This is a genomic window from Vibrio intestinalis, assembly GCF_025195085.2.
Taxonomy (GTDB): domain Bacteria; phylum Pseudomonadota; class Gammaproteobacteria; order Enterobacterales; family Vibrionaceae; genus Vibrio; species Vibrio intestinalis.
The window spans coordinates 53561-78109 of sequence record NZ_JANAVY020000017.1; the positions used below are offsets into that span (position 1 = coordinate 53561).

A 24549-nucleotide genomic window follows, 5' to 3' on the forward strand; every position below is an offset into this window, starting at 1 on the left:
ATGAAACTTTAGCATTTAATGTATGCGTTATACGCATGGATAGTTTGGCTAACTTATTGAGAATAGAACAAAGCCAGTCAATCGACTGGCTTTTATACGCAGATTAGGACAAAAAGAACTGATAGGAAGGATTATCGGTTTCGTCTTTGCATTGATAGCCCAGCTCACGTAAGTGAGCAGAGAAGCGGGTTAAGTCGCTATCGTCTAGCTCAAAACCACACAATACTCGGCCATAATCAGCGCCGTGGTTGCGATAATTGAATAAGCTGATGTTCCAGTGAGTGCCTAGGGTGCTTAAGAATTTAAGCAATGCGCCCGGGTATTCTGGAAACTCAAAACTATATAACCTTTCTTTGAGTGGCTTAGATGGTTTGCCACCAATCATATAGCGCACGTGTAGCTTGGCCATTTCATCGTCCGAGAGATCAACCACTGGGTAACCACCCGCACGAAGATCTTGAATAATATTATCCAACTCTTCTTGGCCGCCATTAAGACGTACACCCACGAAGATGTTCGCCAGAGAGTCGTCGTTATAGCGATAGTTAAACTCGGTGACGGCTCGGCCGCCAATGATGTTACAGAACTCAAAGAAGGCACCTTGACGCTCAGGAATCGTTACAGCTAGTAAGCCTTCACGTTTCTCACCAAGTTCACATCGCTCAGAGACATAACGCAAACCATGGAAGTTAGTGTTAGCACCTGAAAGCACGGTGCCTAGCTGTTTGCCTTTTAGTTGCTGCTGATCGGCATACTTCTTCAAACCAGCTAGTGCCAGAGCACCTGATGGTTCAGCGATTGCACGTGTATCTTCAAAGATATCTTTCACCGCTGCGCAGATTTCATCACTCGAAACGCTGATATGACCATCAATGTATTGCTGGCAAAGACGGAAGGTCTCTTCGCCAATGCGCTTAACGGCCACACCATCAGCAAACATGCTGACTTGGTCTAGCACCACTGGCTCGCCCGCGTCTAATGCCGCTTTTAGGCAAGCGGAATCTTCTGGCTCAACCGCAATCACTTTGATTTCAGGCATCAGTTGTTTGACTAATACCGCTACACCGGCTGCTAAACCGCCGCCACCAACAGGGACAAAGATATAATCGAGATGGCCATTTTGCTGCAACATCTCCATGCCAATGGTTCCTTGGCCTGCGATCACTAATGGGTGATCAAAGGGAGGCACGAAGGTATAGCCATGTAGATTTGATAGACGCTCTGCTTCTGCTTTAGCTTCATCAAAGTTGCTGCCGTGTAATACCACGTTGCCACCAAAACCACGTACCGCCTCTACTTTAATATCAGGCGTGGTTTTCGGCATCACAATGGTGGTTTTGGTACCCAATTTAGCGCCAGACAGCGCCATACCTTGGGCATGGTTACCTGCAGATGCGGCAATCACACCAGCGGCTTTTTGCTGCTCTGTCAGGCTTGATACCATGTTGTATGCGCCGCGCAGTTTAAACGAGTGAACGGGTTGGCGATCTTCGCGTTTAATTTGCACCTCATTGCCGATACGTTCAGAGAGGCGAGGCATTTCTTGCAGCGGCGTGACTGTCGCTACTTCATACACGGGGGCGCGGAGAACCTGACGCAGATAATCTGCGCCAGATTGTTTGGGTTGTGAATTAGCATCACTCATGGGCTAGCCCTCAAGGATAGACTTATCGCGTACAGCACCTTTGTCTGCACTGGTTGCCATGCTTGCATACGCTTTTAGTGCAAAAGAAACTTCACGTTGACGGTTGGCAGGTTTCCAACCTAGTTCATCTTGTTTAGCTCGGCGTGCAGCTAATTCCTCTTCAGACACATCTAAGGTGATCGAACGGTTTGGAATGTCGATGGTGATGATATCGCCACCTTTTACTAAACCAATCGTACCGCCACTTGCCGCTTCTGGTGAGGTGTGGCCAATGGAAAGGCCTGATGTACCACCTGAGAAACGACCATCAGTGAGTAGCGCACATGATTTACCCAGCCCCATCGATTTAAGGTAAGTGGTTGGGTACAGCATTTCTTGCATGCCCGGGCCACCCTTTGGACCTTCATAGCGAATCACAACCACTTCACCGGCTTTTACTTTGCCGCCAAGAATGCCTTCAACCGCAGTATCTTGGCTTTCAAATACAATCGCTGGGCCTTGGAAGGTGAGGTTTTCTTCGTCTACACCCGCGGTTTTAACGATGCAGCCATCTACAGCGATGTTGCCTGAAAGTACGGCTAGGCCACCTTCTTGGCTAAAGGCGTGTTCGCGTTTACGAATACAACCATTTTCGCGGTCATCATCAAGACGATCCCAACGACAATCTTGTGAAAAAGCTTTGGTGGTACGAATACCAGCAGGGCCTGCACGGAAAAACTTAAGTACCGCTTCATCTTCGGTTTGCATGATGTCGTATTGGGCTAGTTGGTCTCTCATCGTGAGGCCAAGTACCGTGCTGGTATCACCATTGATAAGGCCTGCGCGATCTAGCTCGCCAAGAATTGCCATTACACCACCTGCGCGGTGTACATCTTCCATGTGGTATTTCTGAGTCGACGGTGCCACTTTACAAAGGTGTGGTACGCGGCGAGACATCTCATCGATGTCCGTCATGTTGAAATCGATGTCACCTTCTTGAGCCGCTGCCAATAGGTGCAGAACCGTGTTACTTGAGCCGCCCATTGCAATATCAAGTGCCATTGCGTTTTCGAATGAGGCGCGGCACGCGATGTTGCGTGGCAGAGCCGATTCATCATCTTGCTGGTAGTAACGTTTGGTTAGTTCAACAATGCGTTTACCTGCGTTAATGAATAGCGCTTCACGGTCAGCGTGAGTGGCCAGCATAGAGCCATTACCCGGTTGAGAAAGGCCAAGCGCTTCAGTAAGACAGTTCATTGAGTTGGCAGTGAACATTCCTGAACATGAACCACAGGTAGGGCATGCAGAACGTTCTACTTGTTGGCTTTGCTCGTCAGAGACGGTTGGATCGGCACCTTGAATCATGGCATCAACAAGGTCGAGCTTGATCAGTTGGTCGGAAAGCTTGGTTTTACCCGCTTCCATCGGGCCACCAGAAACAAAGATGACCGGAATGTTGAGGCGCATTGCAGCCATCATCATTCCCGGAGTGATTTTGTCACAGTTGGAAATACATACCATGGCATCAGCGCAGTGTGCATTAACCATGTACTCGACTGAGTCAGCGATTAGCTCACGAGATGGCAGTGAGTAAAGCATACCGCCGTGACCCATTGCGATACCGTCATCGACTGCAATGGTATTGAATTCTTTGGCGATCCCGCCTGCTTTTTCAATTTCACCAGCAACTAATTGGCCCATATCTTTTAAATGCACGTGGCCGGGTACAAATTGGGTAAATGAGTTTACGACGGCAATAATAGGCTTACCGAAGTCCTCTTCTTTTACGCCTGTCGCTCGCCATAGTGCGCGCGCACCCGCCATGTTGCGGCCGTGGGTGGTGGTGGCCGATCTGTATTTAGGCATATCCTTGTCCTCTACTACTTGGCTGAGTTCTGTTGTTCAGGGTATACGTAATCTAACCAACCCCATTTATCTTCTGTGGTGCCATTAAACAGACCGAAGTATGCCTCTTGAACCGCTTTCGTGATTGGACCGCGTTTACCGCTGCCCACTTCAATTTTGTCTACTGTACTTACCGGCACAACTTCCGCGGCTGTGCCTGTCATGAAGACTTCATCCGCAAGGTATAGCGCTTCACGGGCGATGTTGGCTTCACGCACTTCGTAACCCATTTCGCGTGCGAGCGTCATGATTGAATCACGAGTGATACCAGGCAGGATTGCACTAGTAGCTGGTGGCGTGGTGATGACTTTGTCTTTCACGACAAAGATGTTTTCACCAGCACCTTCTGAAAGGTAACCATCAACGCTGAGAGCAATACCTTCATCGTAGCCGTGGCGACGCGCTTCACCGCCAACCAGCAGTGAAGAAAGGTAGTTACCGCCAGCTTTAGCAGCGGTAGGGATTGTGTTTGGTGCTGCGCGGTTCCAGCTAGAGATCATCGCATCAACGCCCTTTTCAAGAGCCTCTTCACCAAGGTAAGAACCCCATGGGAATGCTGCGATGATCAGATCCATTTCGGTATCAGCGGGTGGACATACACCAAGGCCAACGTTGCCAACAAAGCCTAGTGGGCGAATGTATGCATTGTCGAGCTTGTTTTGGCGCAGTGTTTCGCGGGTTGCTTCCATGATCTCATCTACTGAGTAAGGGATAGGGAAGCGGTAAATCTTCGCGGAATCTTTAAGTCGTTGTGCGTGCTCGCGGTGACGGAAGACAATAGGGCCTTTTGGCGTGTTGTAACAACGTACCCCTTCAAACACAGATGTACCGTAGTGCATTGCGTGAGTCAGTACGTGAACGTTCGCTTCTGCCCAAGGAACCATTTCACCGTTAAACCAAATATAGTCTGCAGTTTTTGTTGCCATTGTATTGCCTTCCTTATGCACAAATTTTTTGTTGTAAATTGTTGTTGGGTAGTTGGTCGTTCGCGATTTGGGTAACGGCTACCTTGCGAACATCCCATAATTTTTCAATTTGATTGGTGAGAAACGAAATCGGGCGATCGCTATCGACGATGATCTCAACGCTGGCGACTTTACTCTCATGGTTTTGTGTTGCTGCCACTTGTTTGATGATAAAACCGCGATGGCGAATGACACGTAGAACACGCTCTAACAATACCGGTTTATCATCTGCTTTGATGTCGAGTAGGTATCTTTCCATTTTAAGTGTTCTCCAACATGTCACTGTTTGACGCGCCAGGTGGAACTAGCGGCCATACGTTTTCTTCTTCATCAATCAATACGTGAAGCAAGTAAGAGGTTTTGCTGGCCAACATTTCCTTTAGCGCGGGCTCAACTTCTTCTTTGGTGGTGATGGTTTTACCCGGAATATCGAACGCTTTGGCTAAGGTGACAAAGTCAGGGTTATCATCCAAGATAGTTTCGCTGTGGCGGCCATCAAAAAACAGTGATTGCCACTGACGAACCATACCTAAACGTTGGTTGTTCAATAGCACGATTTTTACCGGAATTTGGCGACGCTTTAGAGTGCCAAGTTCTTGCACATTCATCATGAACGAGCCATCACCCGTAATAAGGATAGACTGATCATCAGGGCGAGCGACGGCTGCTCCCATTGCTGCTGGCAAACCAAAACCCATGGTGCCAAGGCCTGCTGAGGTGATGAAGTTTTGTGGCTGACGCGGCTGAATGTGTTGCGCTGCCCACATCTGGTGTTGACCCACATCGGTAGAAACAATTGAGCTATCTGGCATTAAGTCCGACAGCTGCTTGAGCAAGCCCGGCGCGTAGATTAGCTCGCCTGGGTGGTCATAACGCCACTTAAATCCGCTGCGTAAACTTTCGCTGTGACGAACCCATGGTGTGATGTCTTTAGAAAGCTCAAGCTGAGGAAGGACGACTGGAATTTCACCACGTACTGGCGCATTGGCTTGGCGCAGTTTATGAATCTCAGCGGCATCGATATCGATGTGAATGACTTTTGCGCTTGGTGCGAAGGTATCGAGTTTGCCAGTAACTCGGTCATCAAAACGCGCACCAACAGCAATCAGTAGGTCACACTCTTGCACCACTAAGTTGGCTGCTTTGGTGCCGTGCATACCTAGCATGCCTAGGTAGTGCGGGTCATGACGTTCAATGGTACCAAGACCTTTCAGGGTGCTGACCGCAGGCATTGGGTTTAAACGCAAAAACTCGCGTACCGCATCGGTAGCTTTACCTAATTGGACACCACCACCAACGTACAACACTGGGCGGGAGCTGTTATCCAGTAGTTGCTGCGCGAGTGCAATATCTTCTGCGGGAGCAACAGGCATCGCGGGTGGAGTAAATGGCGGAAGCTCAGTGACCGGCGCTGGTGCCAGTTGAACATCTTTGGCGATATCAACGATAACAGGGCCTGGGCGGCCTGTCTGAGCCACTTCAAAAGCTTCCGCTAAGGTTGGTGCCAGATCGTCTGGGTCGGTCACTAGGTAGCTGTGCTTAGTACAAGAGAGCGACATTCCGATTACATCCATTTCTTGGAATGCATCGGTACCGATATGAGAGCTAGCGACTTGGCCTGTAATCGCGACTAATGGCACTGAGTCCATAAACGCATCGGCAAGGCCTGTGACTAGGTTAGTGGCGCCGGGGCCTGAAGTCGCCATACATACGGCAACGTCTTGAGTGGAACGCGCCATGCCAATCGCGGCCATTGCGGCGCCTTGTTCATGACGACAAAGTATGTGTTCTACGCCGCCATCGTAAAGGGCATCGTAGATTGGCATGATGGCTCCACCGGGGTAGCCAAATACGGTTTTAATCCCTTGTTGCTTTAATGCGGCAACGACCAATTCTGCTCCTGTCATTGACCGCCTCCAGTGCTACAGATGTAGCTGTCCTTTGTTGTGTTGCACTTCATGTGCGCTCCCATCCTTCCTGTTTGCTCTATCGCTTTAGAGCAACTCCCGACAAGTAACGGCACTTGAAGGGAAAGTTATAATTTTGTCTGTCTTGGTGTTCAAATCTACTCAACGTTATGAATCTTGCCTGCAAATTGTAAAAAACCCCCGGACTTTCCAGTGCGGGGGTTTTTGTGATTCTGTGGTTTGTTTTCGCCCACTACACCCCGCGCGAGTCAATAATGACCACGATAATCAGGGCAATCAGTGCGTGAAAGCGGGCGTTAAAATTCATAAATAATAATTTGTCTGTTGTGTTTACGTAATTTGATACGAAATTGTTTGCGTCTCTAGTGGTATCACATATATCCGTTAAATGACAAGCAAAAACTCATTCTTTTTTCACATTCTTTCAGCAAATCCCCAAGCAATATAACAATGGCGCTATAGAAATAGCCGTTTTTATTGATTCACCATATCAAACCATCAGTGAGGCTTACATGGGATTAGCAGTTGTTTATAGTCGGGCATCCATCGGTGTCGAAGCGCCGCTAGTAACGGTTGAAGTGCACATCAGCAATGGTATGCCGGGGTTTGCTTTGGTTGGGCTACCTGAAACTACGGTCAAAGAATCGCGAGATCGGGTGCGTAGCGCGATCATCAATTCTCGTTTTGAATTCCCAGCTAAACGAATCACGGTCAACTTAGCGCCAGCCGATTTACCTAAAGAGGGCGGCCGATTCGATTTGCCTATCGCTTTAGGTATTTTGGCCGCTTCACAGCAAATTCCACTTAAAGCATTAGAAAAGAGTGAGTTTATTGGTGAATTGGCCCTGTCAGGAGAACTTAGGCCAGTAAAGGGTGTATTGCCAGCGGCATTGATGGTGCAAAAGCACGGGCGCAGCTTAGTTGTTCCGCATGATAATGGCGATCAAGCAGCGCTGGTGGGTAAGGACATTCACAAATCAGCGCAGAGTTTGCTCGAAGTGTGCAGCGACTTATGTGGTCAGCAAGCTTTGCAATTGCATCAATCACAGCAGGTTGAGATGCCCGCTCAGAATGAACGTGACCTGCAAGATATTATTGGTCAGCAACAGGGGAAGCGAGCATTAGAGATAGCCGCGGCGGGTCACCATAATGTCTTGTTTCTCGGTCCGCCGGGGACAGGTAAAACCATGCTGGCTTCGAGGCTGCGCGATCTTTTGCCGGAAATGAATGAGCATGAGGCGATGGAATCTGCTTCGGTGGCATCGTTGACTCAACAAGAGATTAATCAATTCAATTGGAAGCAGCGCCCTTTTCGTGCCCCACACCATTCCAGTTCTATGGCGGCATTAGTCGGTGGTGGTAGTGTCCCTAAGCCGGGAGAAATTTCTCTGGCGCATAATGGGTTGCTGTTTTTAGATGAGATGCCCGAGTTTGAACGCAAAGTGTTGGATGCTTTGCGTGAGCCATTGGAGTCTGGCGAAATCATTATTTCTCGTGCGCAAGGGAAGACGCGTTTTCCTGCTCGTTTTCAGTTAGTCGGTGCTCTTAATCCTAGCCCAAGTGGTCATTATGATAGCCAGTCTAACCCCCAAGCGGCGTTGAGGTATTTGAGCCGTCTTTCGGGCCCTTTGTTGGATAGGTTTGATATGTCTTTGGAAATCCCTGCTTTGCCAAAAGGGACGTTAGTTGATGGTGGAGGCAGAGGGGAATCGACATCTGTAGTGAAAAAGCGCGTGGCTCAAGCTCGGCGACAAATGCACGCACGTTCGGGGCAAGCCAATGCTCTACTGCAAGGGCGAGATATTGATAAGTATTGCGCTCTACAAAAAGAAGACGCGCAGTTTTTGGAGCACGTATTGCATCAGCTCGGTTTGTCGGTACGCGCTTATCATCGCATTATTAAGGTCGCGAGGACGATTGCCGATTTATCGGGAAGCGAGCAGATCGGTCGAGCGCATTTATCTGAGGCGATCGGTTATCGGGCGATGGATCGCCTACTTAAACAGCTCAATACCTTAGCGGTATAAAGTCAAAGCCCAGCAACGTGCTGGGCTTTGATGGTTTAGAAGTGGTAATTCATACCCATCGACATTAGGTACTCTTTCTCATCATAAAAGTCGATGTTGGAGTCTGAGTGGCCATAGCCTAAGAATGAAATCAGCGACCAGTTTTGCCAACCCAAGAAGTGCGCGTGTTCGTAAGCCGCAAATAGGTTGTACTCTGCGTCGTCGCGAGTCATGCCATTAAAAACAAGGTTACCGCTGTCGTAATCACGCTTTAGGTAAGATGCTGTTAAAGCGAATTGATGTTGTTGAATCGCTTTGAAGTAGCTGAGCTCGACACCATAGCCCGTAAATGAGTGTGCATCGCCTTCAGCTGAAGAGTGGATGTAAGAAAGGCGAGGGACCAACATAGAGGTCATATCGATGCCGTACTTGTAGTCCGTTTTCAGGTAAAAGGTATCTGCATTACGATCTAGTGTGTTGAGCTGTGACGGTGTTAAACCAGCTTGAACGCCTGATTTTTCTTGGTCAATTTCTTTAGTCGCGTAAGCTATATCAACGGCGAATTTGGTTCCTGCCAAGTTTTCTAACTTAAGGCGATACGCGTTGCCACTTTCATCGGTAGTTTGGCGTTCAGTACCTAATTGATATGGGTCTTGCCAAGTTTCTCCTGACATGACCGTCGGTAGAAAAGAGGCATCGATCACCATGCCTGATGGTAATTGATATTTGTAGCCAAGCTCAAAGGCCAAAGTACCGACAGCGATATCTTCGCGTGCAGTACCTAAGTAAAATTGTTGATTGAGATTTGAGCCAAAGGTGTAAGCGATATTGCCGAGAGGCAAAATCAGCGCTTTGCTATCTGACTCAGATGGAGCGCCCAATGTCTGGATAGTCTTTTGGTCACCGTCGGTATTGAATTGTGACTCCGAAGAGAAGTAACCAGCGTTTATGGATACTTCACCACTGAGTCCTGCTTGCTCTGAAAGTTGAGCAAAACACGGTGTCGCAAGCAAAGTCAGTGGAAGTAAAGAAGCGGCGAATTTCATCGGTTTAATTCTCCTAGCCGTTTGGGTCTAATAATTAGCCATTTATTGTTGCTATATCATCCATAATATCGATATTTTTGCCCTGACAATAGCGTCAATAGTCATTGGTGATATGTAACTAATCTGACCAATGGGTCTACATATTTCAAACTTGGCGTGGGCTTGTATAATTACACGCTGTTTTATTCTTCAACGCAAATGTCCTTTTATCATTATGCTGGCGTATTTATTATTTTTTATTAATGCATCATTGGTGATCATCAACTCGGCCGTATGCTCACTTCTGATCTGTGCGATTGCCGTGTTCAAGCTATTGCTGCCGATACCGGCGTTGAAAATGGCACTCACCCGAGCGGCGAACAAGATGATGTGGCTCTGGGCTACCGTGAATTCCGGTATATTGCGCGCTTCGAATCGAGTGGATTGGGATGTCCAAGGCGTTGAAGGGCTGAGTAAAGATTCATGGTACTTATTGATATCAAATCACTTGAGTTGGACCGATATCGTAGTGCTGTGCTGCGTGTTTAAAGACCGCATTCCCATGCCAAAATTCTTTTTGAAGCAGCAACTATTGTACGTACCATTTATTGGTATGGCTTGTTGGGCGCTAGATATGCCCTTCATGCGTCGCTACTCACGAGAGTATCTACTACGCAACCCAGAAAAACGTGGCCAAGACTTAGCCACAACTCGCCGTTCTTGCGCCAAGTTTAAGAATACTCCGACGACGGTGGTTAACTACGTTGAAGGCACCCGTTTTACCCCTGAAAAGCAAAAGCGTAGCCGAGCGGGCTACCAATACTTGCTGCAACCAAAATCTGGCGGTATCGCATACACGCTTGCGGCGATGGGCGATCAGTTCGACCATATCATTGACGTGACCTTGGCTTACCCTAATAACACTCATAAACCTTTTAAAGATTTGCTGATGGGGCGCATGACGCGCATTGTGGTGCATGCCGATTGTTTACCGATGAATGAGCAAGTGAGCGGTGATTATTTTAATGACAAGCAATACAAGCGACAGTTTCAACTTTGGCTTGGTGAGGTTTGGCAGCGAAAAGACCGTAAATTGCAGCAAGTGTATTCTCAGGTGGATATACCGCAACAGAGCGAAGTCGCCACAGAACAGAAATAGAAAAGGGAGCAGTGATGCTCCCTTTTGCTTATTTGGTTTACTGAAGATTATTTTTGCGTCAGTAGGTAGTTAACCAGTTCGATGTACTCTTCTGTAGAGCTGATGCTCTGAGGTTGCACAAGGAACTTGTTGTTGACGATCACAGCAGGGACGCCAGAAAGGCCACTTTGCTTAAATTGCTTATCAAAGCGACGAACCATCGAATCTACTGCGAAGCCGTTATATGCCGCATCAAATTTCTTTGCATCGATGCCTTCATCAATGAAGATCTGACGTAGATCTTCAGCATTGCGAGGCGCTTTGCCCATAGTGTGGATGCGGTGGAACAAGATCGGAGCCATCTTATCTTCAACTTTTAACACCACCATAGTCGCGTAGGCCTTGCTCATCGGCTCACCCATCGCGCCGCCCATGAAAGACACATGGTTCTTTTGCAATTTAGCACCTTCAGGTAGTTCTGATTTTAGCTTCTTGATGATCGGCTCTAAGCTAAAGCAGTGCGGGCAGTAGAACGAGAAAAACTCGGTCACTGTTGGGCGTTTAGCTAGCTCAAGATCTAAAACCTTGTAGTGTTCCCCTTCTGAAAACTTTGCAGCGTGAGCAGAAAAGCTCAAGATGAGCGTGGTAAATAGAGCAAACAGCTTTTTCATTATAATCTCCGTGTAATTAGCTGGGTTTACCATTGAGGCATTAGGCTAAGCGGTGGTTCGCTTAAGGCTGAAATCTGTTCTTTAAATGCGAGAACTTGGCTTTCCCAATATTTTGGGTCATCAAACCAAGGAAAGGCAATTGGGAATGCGGGATCTTGCCATCTTTTCGCCAGCCATGCCATATAGTGCACCATACGTAGACCGCGTAAAGGCTCAATTAGTTTCAATTCACTCATATTGAAGTCACTGAACTCTTGGTAAGCCTCAAGGATGATATCAAGTTGCATCAGTTTGTCGGCACGCTCGCCGTTGAGCAGCATCCACAAATCTTGCACCGCAGGGCCATTTCGAGAGTCATCCAAATCAACAAACATAGGGCCATCACGCCAGAGAATGTTGCCCGGATGGCAATCACCATGCAGGCGAATGATTTGCTGTGGTTGTTGCCAATGTTGCTCTAAGTGATTAATCAGCATATCGAGATCACTAAAAAAAGCATTCTCTAGGTGCAGCGGAATAAAGCTCGAGTTTTGCAGCAGCTTGCGTGGTTGGTACAGATACTCTTCTAGGCCAACGGTTGGGCGATGTTGAAACTGAGTGCGCGAGCCGACTTTATGGATACGACCAAGAAAACGGCCTACCCCTTCAAGCTGTTCTAAGTTATCCACTTCAAACTGACGACCACCCACACTAGCAAACAGGGCAAACCAATAACCCTGATAGTAATGCAGCGTTTGGCCATTGATGCGGCATGGCGGCGCAACTGGAATATCACCTTCAATTAACTCTAAGGTGAAGTCGTGTTCTTCTTGGATTTGTTCTTGGCTCCAACGCTCTGGGCGGTAAAACTTCACCACGTAGCGTTGGCGCTCCTCGTCGGTGAATTGATAAACGCGGTTCTCGTAACTATTGAGTGGCAAAAAGCCGGATTCAGCGCGAATACCGATACTTTCTAGCGCGTACCACATGAAATCAGGGGTGAGCGCATCAAAGTTGAATGCAGTGTCTGACATTGTAATTTAAAGGCTCATTACTGAGCGTTTCCTAGGTTGTTTAGTAAGGGTGATTGTAGTTCATTGTTATTAAATACAACCACTTAGTGTTTTCTGTTTTATGGCTATGGAGCTCTCTAGGTCATAAATGCGGTAATTTTGTGGATTTCTTAATTTGTTTCGTGGGTTGAGTTTAACCACGAAACAAGTGTTCACGAGCCAAATACGCGTAAGTCATCGTTTTATCAATACTAGCATGCTCGAGTATTTCCGTAAGAGTTAAAATATCCCCGCCATTCATTACAAAGTGACTTGCAAACGTATGGTGCAAAATATGAACCTTTTATTTTACTTTCATGCGTTTTAATTGTTCGCTCTACACCACCTCCTAGGACGATATTGATTGTCGCTTGGGGTTCTAGCCTGGAGTGGTGCGTATGTTAGAAGTAAATCTCTTATTCACCACAACTAAGAGGAAATTAAAAACATGAGCAGTGACAGAAATTCATCAGATGTATATTAGCGTTGTGAATATCATATGGTTTGGACTCCAAGGTATAGACTCATGATTTTTAAAGGAAGTGTAGGTAAGGAGTTTTATCTTTGAATCTACATTCTTTGCAATATAAAAGATTGCGAAGTTTTGAAGCTAAATGTGCAGGTAGACCATGTTCACCTAGTCGTGATGGTTCTCCAAAAATTGTCTATTTCAATATTGATAGGCGTACTCAAAGATCGAGCAGCAATAAAGTTGTTCAATAAATTTCCCTATATTAGAGAGAAATTATGGGGCAATCACTTTTGGGCAAGAAGGTTCTTTGTTGGCACTGTAGGTGTGAGTGAAGATATTATTTGAAGGTACGTAAAACACCAAAACAAGAAAGAGCGGGAGTATGAGGCTTAGTCGGAGCGTGTTCAAGCCCTATTATAGGCGGTTTTGCTTTACAGTTGTGTCGTTCAACTCTCGATCGATTCGCTCTACCTTTTTGCGGTAGTTGGCCGCGGTCCTCTTAAGTTGATCGGATTTAACTCACTAAATTTCGATAAGCACATAAAGGCGGCGTTTATCTACGGGGATGCCTAGCCACTCTTTGTTGTGGTGCGTGAAAGTATGTGCTCTTCATCGCCCAAAGTCTCTGATTTCTTGTCAAACCTACGTCTGAAACACTTGCTGTTTCTTTCTTGGTGGTCTCAAGTCTACAAGCAAATTTTCACCGTCTTTTTGACACTCATATGATTCTCCTCATAACGGTGTAACAGCTTTACCTATGATCTTTAAGTTGGCTCCATAGAGTTATAGTCCACAAAACTACAATTAGGCTTTAAACCATATCCATGTAATAACTCTATCGGTAGGCCAAATATTTCGATTTGAAATTCAGCTTGAACCAAATATCTCGTCCCAGCGGCTGCACGTAAATCATAATTGGTAGCTTTTTCTGCTTTTCAAACTCATATAGAGCTATTTACTAAGAGAGTAAACATAGTGATCAAGCTTAAAGAGGCCATGCCTTTCTCTAACCTGGTTGAGTGAATAGCCATTTTCTGCAAGAACATGTTCCTTATATTCTTTGTAGATGTATCCACATGGAATAGATACTGATAGTAAACCAATAATTAAAATGGTTGTTTTTGTGCTAGAAAGCTTTTCCCAAAGCTCGATGGGATCGCGCCTTCTATTGATGTTGACCAATAGAAACGCAACAGAATAAGTGAAAAACAGTACGCTAGAATAAATAGTGAGTCCACTACCAAATGAAACCTCAATAAACTCTGATTGTTGTGCCATCTCTTCTTGGAATCCTATATATAAATATTTGTATGAGAACCAACACATAAACACACTAAAAAGAAGGAAAAAGAACATTCCTATATATCTATACTTTTGTGGCATTTTCTAGCTCCGTTGTTATTTTTTCCTGTATTTCAAACTCTTCCCATACTTCATCGACAATCAGGCCAATTACGAGAGCGACTGCCGCGACTGCCAGTATAGGTAGGCTTGACGGAATGGCTATTAAGGTAAGGACGCTCACTACACCGAGTTTTAATAACTCACTTCCCATTTCACCATACCAATCGGTCATATGGTATTCATCATTGTTCATTAGTTGTTCGGTTGCGATTGCGGCACTGATTATAATTGATAATGCTCCTGCCTTTAATGTCCCTCTCATTTTGGCTGATCTAGAAAAGCCAAGTTGGTGCATTTTGGGGTTATCCATTAAGTAAGGGTGATTTTTCTTAACGTTAATTCCATTTACGGTTGCATAGTGCATTTTACTATCATTCCATATACTAGAGATGACAATTGCAGATTTACCATTTTTCGTTTTGGTCTCTTTAGCTACAATACCTAGCCCACCTAAAGCTTTAGACAAATAAGCTGCGTGAAGTACTTCTTTACCGTCATTTAAGTCTTCTCGAATGTCGTTAATTTCAGAGATGACACTAGAATCAAAAACTTCCCCTTCCTCTGTTCTAGCGATCCAGTTGTTAACTATGTAGGTCATCGTATCCCAAATGGTCATGATATGGATGTGGACGTGATTTCTTTCCAGTGTCTTTTTTAGCTTTTCTGTTAGGTCTTTCTCCCCCACTGGAGCCATGGGGTTGTATGGAGGCCAAGACATACTTGATTGAGTTTCTGCAAAAGCTGTTTGTTGTATTGCACTAGAGGGAGTCATATTATGTGCAGCACTTTCTTGCTGTAGAGCTAGCATGTTTGCTCTCTTTGCTTCGAGAGCTTTTGTTGCTGGAGATTTAATAGGGTTTCGCTGCATTGTTTTTGCAACACCTTGTTGAGCTTCGTATCGAGAGATGGCTTCATCATAGCTCATAGTCGAGCTAAGACTCTTCCAATAGGCAGATTTAGGCCCTGGGAAAGGGTATTCAGGTTTGTGCATTTGTTCGTTTATAAATTGCGGCAGAGGTTATTAATCTTACCACCTAGTTTGGTGTCAGTTTGTTCAAGTTTGTAGCTAATTTAACTAAATTTCCCAATACTACGAGGGAAGTTATATGAATTTTTAACTATGGCTTTGTTTTCATATAAACGTTAATAATATCAATTGTTTGTGTGTATCATTGCTGAGCCTGTTCCATTAAGATTGCGTTAGCTACAACTTATTGATAAATCGACTTTCTACCGCGATGGTAAATTGTTCACTGTCAGACAGTATAAACTGAATTGTAGTGACGGGTGAGCTTAGATTGCCTGGATTAACACCTATGCTCATCGGCAGATTGAACACCTCACCCGGTGCGACATTAATAGTTTGCTTGCCATACCAAGAAACATCGCCCAAGCCATCAACGGATAGTTGATACTGCTGGTTTTGTTGGGTTTTGTTGATGATTTTAAGTGTGTAGGTGTTCTCAATTTCGCCTAAATCATTTTCTCTTGATAGCTGAGTGCGGTCACGCAATACGCTTAAGCCGACCGGTTCTACACTGGCGATTTGGACGAAGAACAGTCCGATCATCACTAACAATACTGCGCCATAGCCAAGCAGTTTAGGTCGCATCACTTTGGTTGAATGGCCTGAGAGCCGATGTTCCGTAGTATAGCTAATTAGCCCTTTTTCATAACCCATGCGATCCATAGTCTTGTCACAGGCATCAATACAAGCGCCACAGTTAATGCACTCGTATTGCAGGCCATCGCGGATATCAATTCCGGTCGGACAAACTTGCACACACAAGTCACAATCGATGCAGTCACCTAGGCCGAGCTGTTTATGATCGGCTTTGCGAGAGCGTGGGCCGCGATCTTCTCCGCGCTTAACGTCATAGCCAACGATGAAGGTGTCTTTGTCAAACATCGCCGATTGAAAGCGCGCGTAAGGGCACATGTGAACACACATGATTGAACGCATCCAACCAGCATTTCCGTATGTACAAGCCGCAAAGAACAGCACCCAAAATACTGGCCAAAAGCTGGCATTCAAGGTGAAAAAATCGAGCACGAGTTGTTTCATCGGCACGAAGTAACCGACGAAGGTAAATCCAGTGACTAATGCAATCGCGAGCCAAGCTACGTGTTTAGCGGTTTTACGCCATAATAGGGAGGAAGTCAGTTTGCCAGAATCTTGTTTGCGCCTTTTATTGGCGCTGCCTTCTAGCTTTTCTTCAAACCAGATATACATGAAGGTCCAGACTGTTTGCGGGCATAAGTAACCACACCAGACTCGACCTAAAAAGGTGGTAATAAAAAACAGGCCAAAGGCAGCGATAACAAATAGCGTTGCTAACAGAGTGAGATCTTGTGGATAGAGCGTGGTGCCGAAGAAGTTAAATTGTTGCTGACCAATATCGAGCAAAATGGCTTGTCGATCGCCGTAAGGAATCCAAGGGATGATGGCAAACAGCAATAACAGGAACCAACCACCGTAGCGGCGTAATTGTTGGAAGGCCCCTTTGCTTTCACGGACATAGATTCGATTGCTTGGATTAAACCTGTCGCCTTTGTTTTTGTGCGTTTTGGGATTGTAGGTTTTTGCCGTCACATCTTTGATGTCAATTTTATCCTGACTCATTGTGCTTCCTTTTAGGCATCACGGCATAGCTTCTAATGGTCATGCTCGTGCTTGGTTTCGTGCGCTGATTTATTTGTTTAATTGGCACTTCGACATTGCGGTGAGGATAGTAATCTATCGCTCACCAGTCTTTTAAGTATACAGTTAATAACAATTTCATTTCTTTAAGGCTATCAACCTTTAACAATAAATTTCCATAATCAATGAGTGGGTATAGAGTTATAGTTTGAAATAGGCATAAAAAAAGCGACCTTAGGTCGCTTTTTATCATCTTGTATCGCTTAGTCGATTAAGCCACGAGCACGCAAAATAGCGGTTTTGAAATCATCTTCTTGGTCTTTTTTTAGGCCTGGGATCATTTCATCTTTCGCGCTGTTGCGCATTTTTAGGTGGTAGATCAGAACATCGTCAGTTAGGTCTTCTAGCTTGCCTTCATAGCCTGCTTCTTGGCTAAGCTTTACGATAAACTGCAATAGGTTTAGGTCTTGATCTTTTTGCCACTCAGGCTCTAACAGCTCAAGTAGCTCCTCAATGCGATGGCATTTCATTAACTTTCTCCACAATAATTATAATGATTTTGGGTAAAAGGTAACAAATAGGGAAGGATAATAGCAATCTACAATAGTGATGAATTGTTATCTATTTTTCTTTGGGTAAGAAAAAAGCGCAGCAAGACTGCGCTTTTTATTAAGCGGCCTTAATTTGTTTAGTTGGATTCGTTACCAAAATGGCTTCTTTTTCAACTAAAGTCATAGAAGGCGCGATCTTTTTAGCGACAGGCGCAGCAGCAAAGCCACTACGACGACGCATTGCACTACGGTTAGTGTGCGAAAACCTGACTGCTGTTGGGCGCATTTAATTACCTAACTGTCAGGCATATCCATTGCCGATGTAATGGCCTGTTTAGTCATGAGTCGAGCTTCATTACTGAAGGTTGGCTCTTCTGGCTTTCGCCAATCCAAATGAATAAACAGGGATAGTGATATGCAAAACATATCAAGGATAGGTTAGCACCATGTTTTTCATTGATCGATATCTAATCAGTTTATTCTTCACCAAATCACTACTTAATTGGGTATTCGGGCAATTTTTTCACCCTTAAGTATTAGCAGTGTGACCTGTTAGGGATATTCATCGAGTTTAATGTGTTGGTTTCTGTGAGATCTTCCATAGAGATGAGACAGTAAAAAGAACTAGCATAGGTGTTAGTGGATCAATTAAGGAGGAGTGGTATGTCGTTTTTCAAGAAAACACTTGCCAGCTTTGGTATAGGATCAGCGCAAGTTGATACCGTGCTGCAACAAGAGGTGTTGTACCCAGGGCAGAAGGTTAATATCATCATCCATGTGTATGGCGGCTCAACCGATCAAGAGATAGATAATATTGATTTGAAACTCTACTGCCGCTACATCAAGGAAGTGCCCGCTAATCGCGATAATGATAGGCATAACCCTGGCCGGATGCGCCGCCAAGCGCAAAACCATGTGCTCGCAAGCTGGAGTTTACCTTACGCTTTTACCATTCAATCCGGTGAGACGCGTGATTTTGAATTAGAACTCGATGTGCCGTGGAATACGCCAATTACTATTGGGGATGCTCAAGTTTGGATTGAAACGGGCCTAGATATCTCAATGGCCAAAGATCCAAGTGATACCGACATTGTCACTATTCGTCCTGATCCTCTTATGGATGGTATTTTGACTGAGCTTGAAGCGCAGGGTTTACGCATTCGCCAAGTGGAGTGTGAAGCGGTAGAAGGGTTAGCCTTACCTTTTGTGCAAGAGTTTGAATTTGTGCCCACCACTGGGCAATTTCATGGTCGATGGCGCGAGCTAGAATTGGTCGCGTACCGTGAGCAAGATGAATTGAAGCTGTGGTTTGAAATCGACCGCCATCGAGAAGGTGCAAAAGGCATGCTTGCAAGCTTACTGGGTGCGGGGCAGTTGAAGCGTGAGCTGACATTGGCTACATCAACGTTACCTTCTGAAGCGGGTAAGTGTGTGGTTGAGTATCTAGATAGCAGCAGCTAACCACGTCATGAATTTTTCATAAATTTGAGCTTACACGTGTAAGCTAAATGTGACATACTCTGGGTTGAAGTGGTCAATCCAGAGTATTTTTATGTCGAGTGACAAATCGAGTCCATACAGCGTTAAAGAAGAAATCGCCAATACAGTTACCCATGGCTTGGGCATGGTTCTCGGTATTATTGGCTTAGTATTGCTGTTAATCAAAGCGCTCGACCACAATGCCGATGCATTAACCATCACCAGTATGAGTATTTATGGCGGTAGCATGATTGTGCTGTTTCTCGCCTCTACGCTTTACCACGCCATTCCTTATAAGCGTGCTAAACGCGCGCTCAAAACCTTTGACCATTGCGCAATCTATCTATTGATTGCGGGCAGTTATACTCCATTCTTATTGGTGAGTTTGCGCACCCCATTAGCCATTGGCTTAATGATTGTGATTTGGTCGATTGCCCTGATCGGTATCATCATGAAGTTAGCCTTCGTCTACCGTTTCAAAAAGCTCTCATTGGTGACTTATTTGCTGATGGGATGGCTGTCTTTGGTCGTGATATACCAATTGGCGCTGAATTTAGAGGTGGGCGGCTTAACGCTATTAGCTGTGGGTGGTTTGGTCTATTCGCTTGGCGTGATTTTCTACGTCGCGAAGCGCATCCCTTATAACCATGCAATCTGGCATGGGTTTGTTTTAGCGGGATGCGCGTGTCACTTCTTAGCCATTTATCTTTATGTGGAACCTATTTAGCGGATTTCTAGATCGACTATTTGGGCACTTAATTGATATTGCTCTGCTTGTTCAACTGCGATAGCAATAGAGCGGCCTTGTTCGGCTGTTTGTGGACGTAAGTAAGTATCAGCTAAGCGTTTGATGGATTGCCACACTTTTACTTTCTCTTGAGCGAGCTTTTGTCCTTGTAAGTCGGAGATTGTAATTTCCACTTCGACCAACACAACTGCGCTACTACTTTGATTGGTTAAGGACGTTGGGATAATGAGCTCCCCATCTTGATATTGTGCAGAACCAAGCAGTAGCTCAATACCAGAATCTTGTAATTGCATGATTGGTTTTTTGCTGCCAACGGTAATGGTTGTCCCTACTCGCTTATTTATGACAGGTGCCGCTGCGACTGGAATTATCTCTGCATTGGATGGTGTAGAGCGATTATCTGTTTGAGCTGCCTTCTCGGTTAGTACATAGCCCCAAGTAAAATCATCATTTAGCTGAACTTGGCGACCATCTTCTAAAGTGATCACTTGAGCTGCAAGGGTTGTGGAGCTGACTAACAAGCCTAAAAGTGGAATAAGTTTTTTCATCGTATTTCCTTAACGTCGCCAGAATGCAGGGAAGAACAGAACCAGAATGGTCAAAATTTCCAAGCGTCCCATCAACATACCAAAGCTAAGTAACCATTTTGCTGCATCTGGCAGCGGAGCAAAGTTGCCCGTAGGGCCAATAAGGTGTCCCATGCCTGGGCCAACGTTGGCCACTGCGGTGATTGAGCCAGAAATACTGGTCACTGGATCTAGGCCAAGTGCGCTTAAACATCCTGCAATAAAGATGATGGTAATAAAGAACATCAAACCAAACGCAACCACAGAGCGGACAATATCATCGTTAACTGGGCGCTGATTGTAGCGCTGAACAAATACACCTGATGGGTGAATCAGTTTCATCATCTGCTTGTTGAGTAGGGTCATCGCAATCTGGAAGCGGAAGATTTTGATCCCGCCAGACGTCGAACCTGAACATGCTCCTGCCATCATTAAGAAGGCAAACAATGTGGTTGGCAGCGCGCCCCAAGCGGTAAAGTCTTCTAGGCCAAAGCCTGTGGTGGTAACCACAGAGACAATGTTGAACATCGATACCCGCACTGCATCTAAAATGGTGTAGCCGTCACGAATCACTAGCCATGAAGCAATCACCGCGCTTGAACCCAAAAATAGGTAAGCAAAGCCACGAACTTGGGCATCTTTAAGTAAAATTTCTGGGCGACGTTTAGTCAGTGCAGAAACAAACAGCAAGAAAGGCAAGCCACCAAGGAACATAAATAGCGTAGCATTCCAGTGCGCGCCATGGGAGAAGTGGTTCATTGAGCCATCAGACGTCGAGTATCCGCCAGTTGATAAAGTAGTGAACGCGTGGTTAATCGCTTCAAACAATGACATGCCTGATAACAAGAAACCCGCCATACATAAGCCTGTCAGAGTGAGATAAACCACCACGATATTTTTGGCGACGGTCTTTGCTCTTGGGCTACTTTTATCGGACCAGTCGGACGACTCAGTATGGAACAGCTTCATACCACCAACGTTGAGCATTGGCAGTACCGCAACTGCCATCACAATAAACCCAATACCACCGAGCCATTGCAATATAGAACGCCAAAGTAAAATACTTGGCGCCATATTATCTAAGCCACTTAGCACCGTAGAACCAGTAGTCGTAATACCCGACATGGTCTCAAAGTAGGCATCGGTAAAGCTGATGTGGTTAATGAAGACAAAAGGCAAAGCCGCGAAGGCACTGGCGATGGTCCAGACAAAACTGGTGATCAGGAACATATCCCGAACACTGAGTTTAAATTTGGCCGTTCGGCCTATGGTAAGGCAGGCAAATGCGACGATATGAACGATAAGCAATGCTTGGCCAAATTCAATAAAGCCAGCAGTGCCAGTAAACAGAGCCACAAGAGTGGGTACGTACATAAATAGGGCGAGCTTAGACAGTACTAACCCTATAACGAACAGTACGGGACGGAAGTTAACCATGTTGTGACAAGCCTTAGAGGAAGAATGGGCTTGGCTGGAATAGAGCTTCCACGTCAGGCACGTATTTCTTATCTACTAGGAACATTACTACGTGATCGTCTTGCTCAATCACAGTGCGGTCATGGGCAATAAGCACTTCTTCACCACGAACAATTGCGCCAATGGTCGTGCCCGGTGGTAATTTAATATCACCAATTGCACGGCCAACCACTTTCGATGTGGTTTCATCACCGTGTGCAACCGCTTCGATTGCTTCGGCCGCACCACGACGCAGTGACGATACATTCACGATATCAGCACGACGCACATGGGTTAGCAGCGCTGAAATAGTCGCTTGTTGCGGTGAGATCGCTACATCAATGACGCCACCTTGTACGAGGTCAACATAAGCGCCACGCTGGATCAGAACCATTACCTTCTTCGCGCCCATACGTTTTGCCAGCATGGCTGACATGATGTTGGTTTCATCTTCGTTGGTTAAAGCAATGAACACATCCACTTGGTCGATGTTTTCTTCGGTTAGCAGCTCTTGGTCTGCTGCATCTCCACAGAACACGATAGTGTTTTCTAGTTCTTCAGACAGACGCTCAGCACGCTGATAGCTACGTTCGATAAGCTTAACGCTGTAGGCTTGCTCAAGACGTTTAGCTAAGCTAGCACCGATGTTACCACCACCTACAATCATGATGCGGCGGTAAGGCTTCTCAAGGCGTTGTAGCTCACTCATCACAGAGCGAATATGGTTACTCGCGGCAACAAAGAACACTTCATCATCGGCTTCAATGATGGTGGTTCCTTGCGGGCGAATTGGACGGCCTTGACGGAAAATCGCGGCTACACGGGTATCAATGTGTGGCATGTGCTCACGCAATGCAGAAAGTGCATTACCTACCAATGGGCCACCATAATAGGCCTTAACCGCAACTAGGCTGACTTTCTGCTCTGCAAAGCTCACAACCTGAAGTGCACCAGGGTATTGAATCAAACGTTCAATATAGCTAGTGACGAGCTCTTCTGGGGCGATTAGATGGTCAACGGGTACAGCGCCAGATTGGAACAACGCTTCTTTTTCTGAAAGGTATTGCGGAGAACGAATTCGAGCAATTCGGTTTGGCGTGTTAAACAGAGAAAAAGCAACCTGACATGCCGCCATGTTGGTTTCATCAGTGTTGGTTACTGCAACAAGCATATCGGCATCTTGTGCGCCGGCTTCACGCAGAATATCTGGGTGGCTGGCATGGCCATTGACCACTCGTAAATCATATTTATCTTGCAGTTCGCGCAAGCGGTCGCCATCTTTGTCAACGATAGTAATATCGTTATTTTCGCCAACTAGGTTCTCAGCCAGCGTGCCACCCACTTGGCCTGCGCCAAGAATAATGATTTTCATACTGTTATCTCGTTTAAAGGCAACTTATTCAGTAATACCAATTCCACTGAGCTTTCACTGGAATTGAAATTAGTGCATGTTTGAAAGTATTCAATGCCTTGAAAATAATAGCGAAACTTACAATAAGCAAGTTTCGCTTTGTTAACATCAGACTTACTACGCGCGTTTGGTCATCACAGCGTAGTAGAAACCGTCCATATCTTCTTCACCCGGAAGAATCTGACGACCTGGGTTTTCAGGCTCAGAGCCCTGTAGTTCTGCATCTTGCGTACGCGCCAAGAATGCTTTTACTTGCTCTTTGTTCTCTTGCGGAGTGATAGAGCAAGTAGCGTAAACTAAGGTGCCACCTGGTTTAAGTTGCTGCCACATCGCATCCAAAATTTCGCTTTGTAGCTCTGCTAGTGCGGCAATATCATCCGCGCGGCGTAGCCATTTGATATCAGGGTGACGACGAATAACCCCTGTCGCTGAACAAGGTGCATCAAGTAGGATGCGATCGAACTTCTCACCACTCCACCATTCTTGTGGGTAGCGCGCATCACCACAAATTACATCAGCGCGTAGTTCTAAGCGCTCAAGGTTGTCGTAAACACGATCGAGGCGCTTAGCATCGCTATCGATGGCAACCACTTCAGTATCTTCTGTATGCTCAAGGATGTGTGCCGTTTTACCACCTGGCGCAGCACAACAATCAAGAATCAGTTCACCGTTTTTAGGTTGTAGATAGTTTACTGATAATTGCGCCGCAGCGTCTTGCACTGATACCCAGCCACGGTCAAAGCCCGGTAGTAGAGTAACATCGCAAGGCGACGCCAATTTTATCGCGTCTTCTGCTTCTGGATGAATGGTGTATTCAATGTTTTCGCTTTTCAGTAGCTCAAGGTATTCATCTCGCGTGTGGTGCTGGCGGTTCACACGTAGCCACATAGGTGCTTTGCTGTTGTTTGATTCAACCAGCTGTTCCCATTGCTCTGGGTAGCTCTCTTGCAGCATTTTCAGTAGCCAGTTTGGGTGGCCATATTTACCAGCAGTGTGGCTAACGGCTTTTTCATCCAGCGCTTCTTGATCGCGTAGGTAGCTACGTAGCACAGCATTAATCAGGCCACGAAGGCTTGGACCACGAAGCGTTTTTGTTCCTTCCACGGTTTCAGCAACCGCTGCGTGAGCAGGGATACGCATGAAGCTCAGCTGGTAAATACCAACCAAGATAAGGTGGTGGAATACACGCTTTTTGCCCTTCAGGGGATTATCCATCAGCTCATTGGCAATTGACTCTAAGCGTGGCAAGTAACGCAGAGCACCGTAGCAGATCTCTTGTAATAGAGCGTGGTCTCTTGGTCGAATGGTTTTTTGAGCAGCAGGAAGTGCGTGAGAAAGAGATTGGCCTTTGTCGACCACTTGGAACAAAACGTTGGCAGCAGCAGCGCGAACATTCATGGTGAATACCTTTTGTTAAGGCGAGATCATCTCTGATCTCGAAATGTACGTAATCCTCGTTATATTTGAAGTCGCAGCATTGTTGTTTTGCTGCAACTCCAACTATTTCGAGGATGATTATTAAGCCCAAC

The 24549-nt window shown here is 45.9% G+C and carries 21 protein-coding genes and 2 pseudogenes; 5 read left to right on the plus strand and 18 right to left on the minus strand.

What is annotated here, in order from left to right:
• Positions 1–103: 103 nt before the first annotated feature.
• Genes ilvA through ilvG form a run of 5 tightly spaced genes read right to left on the minus strand, consistent with a single transcriptional unit; the run spans position 104 to position 6401 of the window.
• Positions 104–1645 carry a threonine ammonia-lyase, biosynthetic gene (gene ilvA, locus MU515_RS17235; RefSeq protein WP_260261623.1) on the minus strand — a complete coding sequence of 514 codons (1542 nt, stop codon included), beginning with the start codon at positions 1643–1645 and terminating at the stop codon, positions 104–106.
• Positions 1646–1648: 3 nt separating this feature from the next.
• On the minus strand, positions 1649–3490 hold the full coding sequence (gene ilvD / locus MU515_RS17240; RefSeq protein ID WP_260261624.1) for a dihydroxy-acid dehydratase: 1842 nt from the start codon (positions 3488–3490) through the stop codon (positions 1649–1651).
• Positions 3491–3504: 14 nt separating this feature from the next.
• Positions 3505–4455, minus strand: coding sequence for a branched-chain-amino-acid transaminase (ilvE, locus tag MU515_RS17245; RefSeq protein WP_260261625.1), 951 nt, complete (start codon positions 4453–4455; stop codon positions 3505–3507).
• Between the two features lie 13 nt (positions 4456–4468).
• Entirely contained in the window at positions 4469–4753 is a 285-nt protein-coding gene (gene ilvM, locus MU515_RS17250; protein ID WP_260261626.1) for an acetolactate synthase 2 small subunit, read from the minus strand.
• Position 4754: 1 nt separating this feature from the next.
• A complete protein-coding gene (gene ilvG, locus MU515_RS17255) occupies positions 4755–6401 on the minus strand; it encodes an acetolactate synthase 2 catalytic subunit (RefSeq protein ID WP_260261627.1) in 1647 nt (548 codons plus the stop codon).
• A gap of 533 nt (positions 6402–6934) precedes the next feature.
• Here ilvG and MU515_RS17260 point away from each other — a divergent pair.
• Positions 6935–8449, plus strand: coding sequence for a YifB family Mg chelatase-like AAA ATPase (locus tag MU515_RS17260; protein ID WP_260261628.1), 1515 nt, complete (start codon positions 6935–6937; stop codon positions 8447–8449).
• Between the two features lie 35 nt (positions 8450–8484).
• On the opposite strand, the gene MU515_RS17265 is transcribed toward MU515_RS17260, so the two are convergent.
• Positions 8485–9474, minus strand: coding sequence for a DUF2860 domain-containing protein (locus MU515_RS17265; RefSeq protein WP_260261629.1), 990 nt, complete (start codon positions 9472–9474; stop codon positions 8485–8487).
• A gap of 214 nt (positions 9475–9688) precedes the next feature.
• Between MU515_RS17265 and yihG the strand changes: the two genes are divergently transcribed.
• Positions 9689–10612, plus strand: a complete 924-nt coding sequence (gene yihG / locus MU515_RS17270; RefSeq protein ID WP_260261630.1) for a 1-acylglycerol-3-phosphate O-acyltransferase, YihG family — start codon at positions 9689–9691, stop codon at positions 10610–10612.
• A gap of 47 nt (positions 10613–10659) precedes the next feature.
• On the opposite strand, the gene MU515_RS17275 is transcribed toward yihG, so the two are convergent.
• The 3 genes and pseudogenes from MU515_RS17275 to MU515_RS17285 form a co-directional block, all read right to left on the minus strand.
• On the minus strand, positions 10660–11262 hold the full coding sequence (locus tag MU515_RS17275) for a thiol:disulfide interchange protein DsbA/DsbL (RefSeq protein WP_260261631.1): 603 nt from the start codon (positions 11260–11262) through the stop codon (positions 10660–10662).
• 26 nt (positions 11263–11288) lie between these two features.
• Positions 11289–12275 (minus strand): serine/threonine protein kinase, encoded by a 987-nt coding sequence (locus MU515_RS17280; protein ID WP_260261632.1) that lies wholly within the window; start codon positions 12273–12275, stop codon positions 11289–11291.
• Positions 12276–12344: 69 nt separating this feature from the next.
• A pseudogene (locus MU515_RS17285) lies at positions 12345–12597 on the minus strand (hypothetical protein); the annotation flags it as partial.
• A gap of 195 nt (positions 12598–12792) precedes the next feature.
• On the opposite strand from MU515_RS17285, the pseudogene tnpA reads away from it, so the two are divergent.
• Positions 12793–13110, plus strand: a pseudogene (tnpA, locus tag MU515_RS17290) (IS200/IS605 family transposase).
• A 606-nt stretch (positions 13111–13716) separates the two neighbouring features.
• Here the strand turns inward: tnpA and MU515_RS17295 are convergent.
• From MU515_RS17295 to MU515_RS17315, 5 genes are all read right to left on the minus strand, one after another.
• Positions 13717–14148: a hypothetical protein gene (locus MU515_RS17295; RefSeq protein WP_260261633.1), complete on the minus strand. Its 432-nt coding sequence runs from the start codon at positions 14146–14148 to the stop codon at positions 13717–13719.
• Positions 14132–15094: a hypothetical protein gene (locus tag MU515_RS17300; protein ID WP_260261634.1), complete on the minus strand. Its 963-nt coding sequence runs from the start codon at positions 15092–15094 to the stop codon at positions 14132–14134. Before MU515_RS17300 ends, MU515_RS17295 begins: the two co-directional genes overlap by 17 nt.
• Before the next feature lie 279 nt (positions 15095–15373).
• The gene (ccoG, locus tag MU515_RS17305; protein WP_260261635.1) at positions 15374–16792 is read right to left on the minus strand and encodes a cytochrome c oxidase accessory protein CcoG; all 1419 of its coding nucleotides are present in this window, start codon (positions 16790–16792) and stop codon (positions 15374–15376) included.
• Positions 16793–17073: 281 nt separating this feature from the next.
• On the minus strand, positions 17074–17340 hold the full coding sequence (locus tag MU515_RS17310; RefSeq protein ID WP_260261636.1) for a YihD family protein: 267 nt from the start codon (positions 17338–17340) through the stop codon (positions 17074–17076).
• Between the two features lie 139 nt (positions 17341–17479).
• Positions 17480–17647: a hypothetical protein gene (locus tag MU515_RS17315; RefSeq protein WP_260261637.1), complete on the minus strand. Its 168-nt coding sequence runs from the start codon at positions 17645–17647 to the stop codon at positions 17480–17482.
• Positions 17648–18024: 377 nt separating this feature from the next.
• Here MU515_RS17315 and MU515_RS17320 point away from each other — a divergent pair, with 377 nt between their 5' ends.
• Together MU515_RS17320 and trhA are read left to right on the plus strand one after the other, a co-directional pair.
• On the plus strand, positions 18025–18822 hold the full coding sequence (locus MU515_RS17320; RefSeq protein ID WP_260261638.1) for a sporulation protein: 798 nt from the start codon (positions 18025–18027) through the stop codon (positions 18820–18822).
• 91 nt (positions 18823–18913) lie between these two features.
• Positions 18914–19567: a PAQR family membrane homeostasis protein TrhA gene (gene trhA / locus MU515_RS17325; protein WP_260261639.1), complete on the plus strand. Its 654-nt coding sequence runs from the start codon at positions 18914–18916 to the stop codon at positions 19565–19567.
• Here the strand turns inward: trhA and MU515_RS17330 are convergent.
• The 4 genes from MU515_RS17330 to rsmB all read right to left on the minus strand — a co-directional run bounded on the left by MU515_RS17330 (position 19564) and on the right by rsmB (position 24418).
• Positions 19564–20136: a DUF3157 family protein gene (locus tag MU515_RS17330; RefSeq protein WP_260261640.1), complete on the minus strand. Its 573-nt coding sequence runs from the start codon at positions 20134–20136 to the stop codon at positions 19564–19566. The genes trhA and MU515_RS17330 overlap by 4 nt on opposite strands.
• A gap of 9 nt (positions 20137–20145) precedes the next feature.
• Positions 20146–21591, minus strand: a complete 1446-nt coding sequence (locus tag MU515_RS17335) for a TrkH family potassium uptake protein (protein WP_260261641.1) — start codon at positions 21589–21591, stop codon at positions 20146–20148.
• Positions 21592–21604: 13 nt separating this feature from the next.
• The gene (gene trkA, locus MU515_RS17340) at positions 21605–22981 is read right to left on the minus strand and encodes a Trk system potassium transporter TrkA (protein WP_260261642.1); all 1377 of its coding nucleotides are present in this window, start codon (positions 22979–22981) and stop codon (positions 21605–21607) included.
• A gap of 156 nt (positions 22982–23137) precedes the next feature.
• Entirely contained in the window at positions 23138–24418 is a 1281-nt protein-coding gene (gene rsmB / locus MU515_RS17345) for a 16S rRNA (cytosine(967)-C(5))-methyltransferase RsmB (protein WP_260261643.1), read from the minus strand.
• Positions 24419–24549: the final 131 nt, after the last annotated feature.

Excerpts from the sequence above, each read along its gene's own strand:
- MU515_RS17315 (WP_260261637.1), bottom strand. The coding sequence starts at position 17,647 with ATGCGCCCAACAGCAGTCAGGTTTTCGCACACTAACCGTAGTGCAATG.
- ilvM (WP_260261626.1), bottom strand. The coding sequence starts at position 4,753 with ATGGAAAGATACCTACTCGACATCAAAGCAGATGATAAACCGGTATTG.
- yihG (WP_260261630.1), top strand. The coding sequence starts at position 9,689 with ATGCTGGCGTATTTATTATTTTTTATTAATGCATCATTGGTGATCATC.
- ilvD (WP_260261624.1), bottom strand. The coding sequence starts at position 3,490 with ATGCCTAAATACAGATCGGCCACCACCACCCACGGCCGCAACATGGCG.
- ilvG (WP_260261627.1), bottom strand. The coding sequence starts at position 6,401 with ATGACAGGAGCAGAATTGGTCGTTGCCGCATTAAAGCAACAAGGGATT.
- ccoG (WP_260261635.1), bottom strand. The coding sequence starts at position 16,792 with ATGAGTCAGGATAAAATTGACATCAAAGATGTGACGGCAAAAACCTAC.
- ilvE (WP_260261625.1), bottom strand. The coding sequence starts at position 4,455 with ATGGCAACAAAAACTGCAGACTATATTTGGTTTAACGGTGAAATGGTT.
- MU515_RS17260 (WP_260261628.1), top strand. The coding sequence starts at position 6,935 with ATGGGATTAGCAGTTGTTTATAGTCGGGCATCCATCGGTGTCGAAGCG.
- MU515_RS17330 (WP_260261640.1), bottom strand. The coding sequence starts at position 20,136 with ATGAAAAAACTTATTCCACTTTTAGGCTTGTTAGTCAGCTCCACAACC.
- MU515_RS17280 (WP_260261632.1), bottom strand. The coding sequence starts at position 12,275 with ATGTCAGACACTGCATTCAACTTTGATGCGCTCACCCCTGATTTCATG.
- ilvA (WP_260261623.1), bottom strand. The coding sequence starts at position 1,645 with ATGAGTGATGCTAATTCACAACCCAAACAATCTGGCGCAGATTATCTG.
- MU515_RS17335 (WP_260261641.1), bottom strand. The coding sequence starts at position 21,591 with ATGGTTAACTTCCGTCCCGTACTGTTCGTTATAGGGTTAGTACTGTCT.
- MU515_RS17300 (WP_260261634.1), bottom strand. The coding sequence starts at position 15,094 with ATGAGCTATGATGAAGCCATCTCTCGATACGAAGCTCAACAAGGTGTT.
- MU515_RS17295 (WP_260261633.1), bottom strand. The coding sequence starts at position 14,148 with ATGCCACAAAAGTATAGATATATAGGAATGTTCTTTTTCCTTCTTTTT.
- trkA (WP_260261642.1), bottom strand. The coding sequence starts at position 22,981 with ATGAAAATCATTATTCTTGGCGCAGGCCAAGTGGGTGGCACGCTGGCT.
- trhA (WP_260261639.1), top strand. The coding sequence starts at position 18,914 with ATGTCGAGTGACAAATCGAGTCCATACAGCGTTAAAGAAGAAATCGCC.
- MU515_RS17310 (WP_260261636.1), bottom strand. The coding sequence starts at position 17,340 with ATGAAATGCCATCGCATTGAGGAGCTACTTGAGCTGTTAGAGCCTGAG.
- MU515_RS17275 (WP_260261631.1), bottom strand. The coding sequence starts at position 11,262 with ATGAAAAAGCTGTTTGCTCTATTTACCACGCTCATCTTGAGCTTTTCT.
- rsmB (WP_260261643.1), bottom strand. The coding sequence starts at position 24,418 with ATGAATGTTCGCGCTGCTGCTGCCAACGTTTTGTTCCAAGTGGTCGAC.
- MU515_RS17320 (WP_260261638.1), top strand. The coding sequence starts at position 18,025 with ATGTCGTTTTTCAAGAAAACACTTGCCAGCTTTGGTATAGGATCAGCG.
- MU515_RS17265 (WP_260261629.1), bottom strand. The coding sequence starts at position 9,474 with ATGAAATTCGCCGCTTCTTTACTTCCACTGACTTTGCTTGCGACACCG.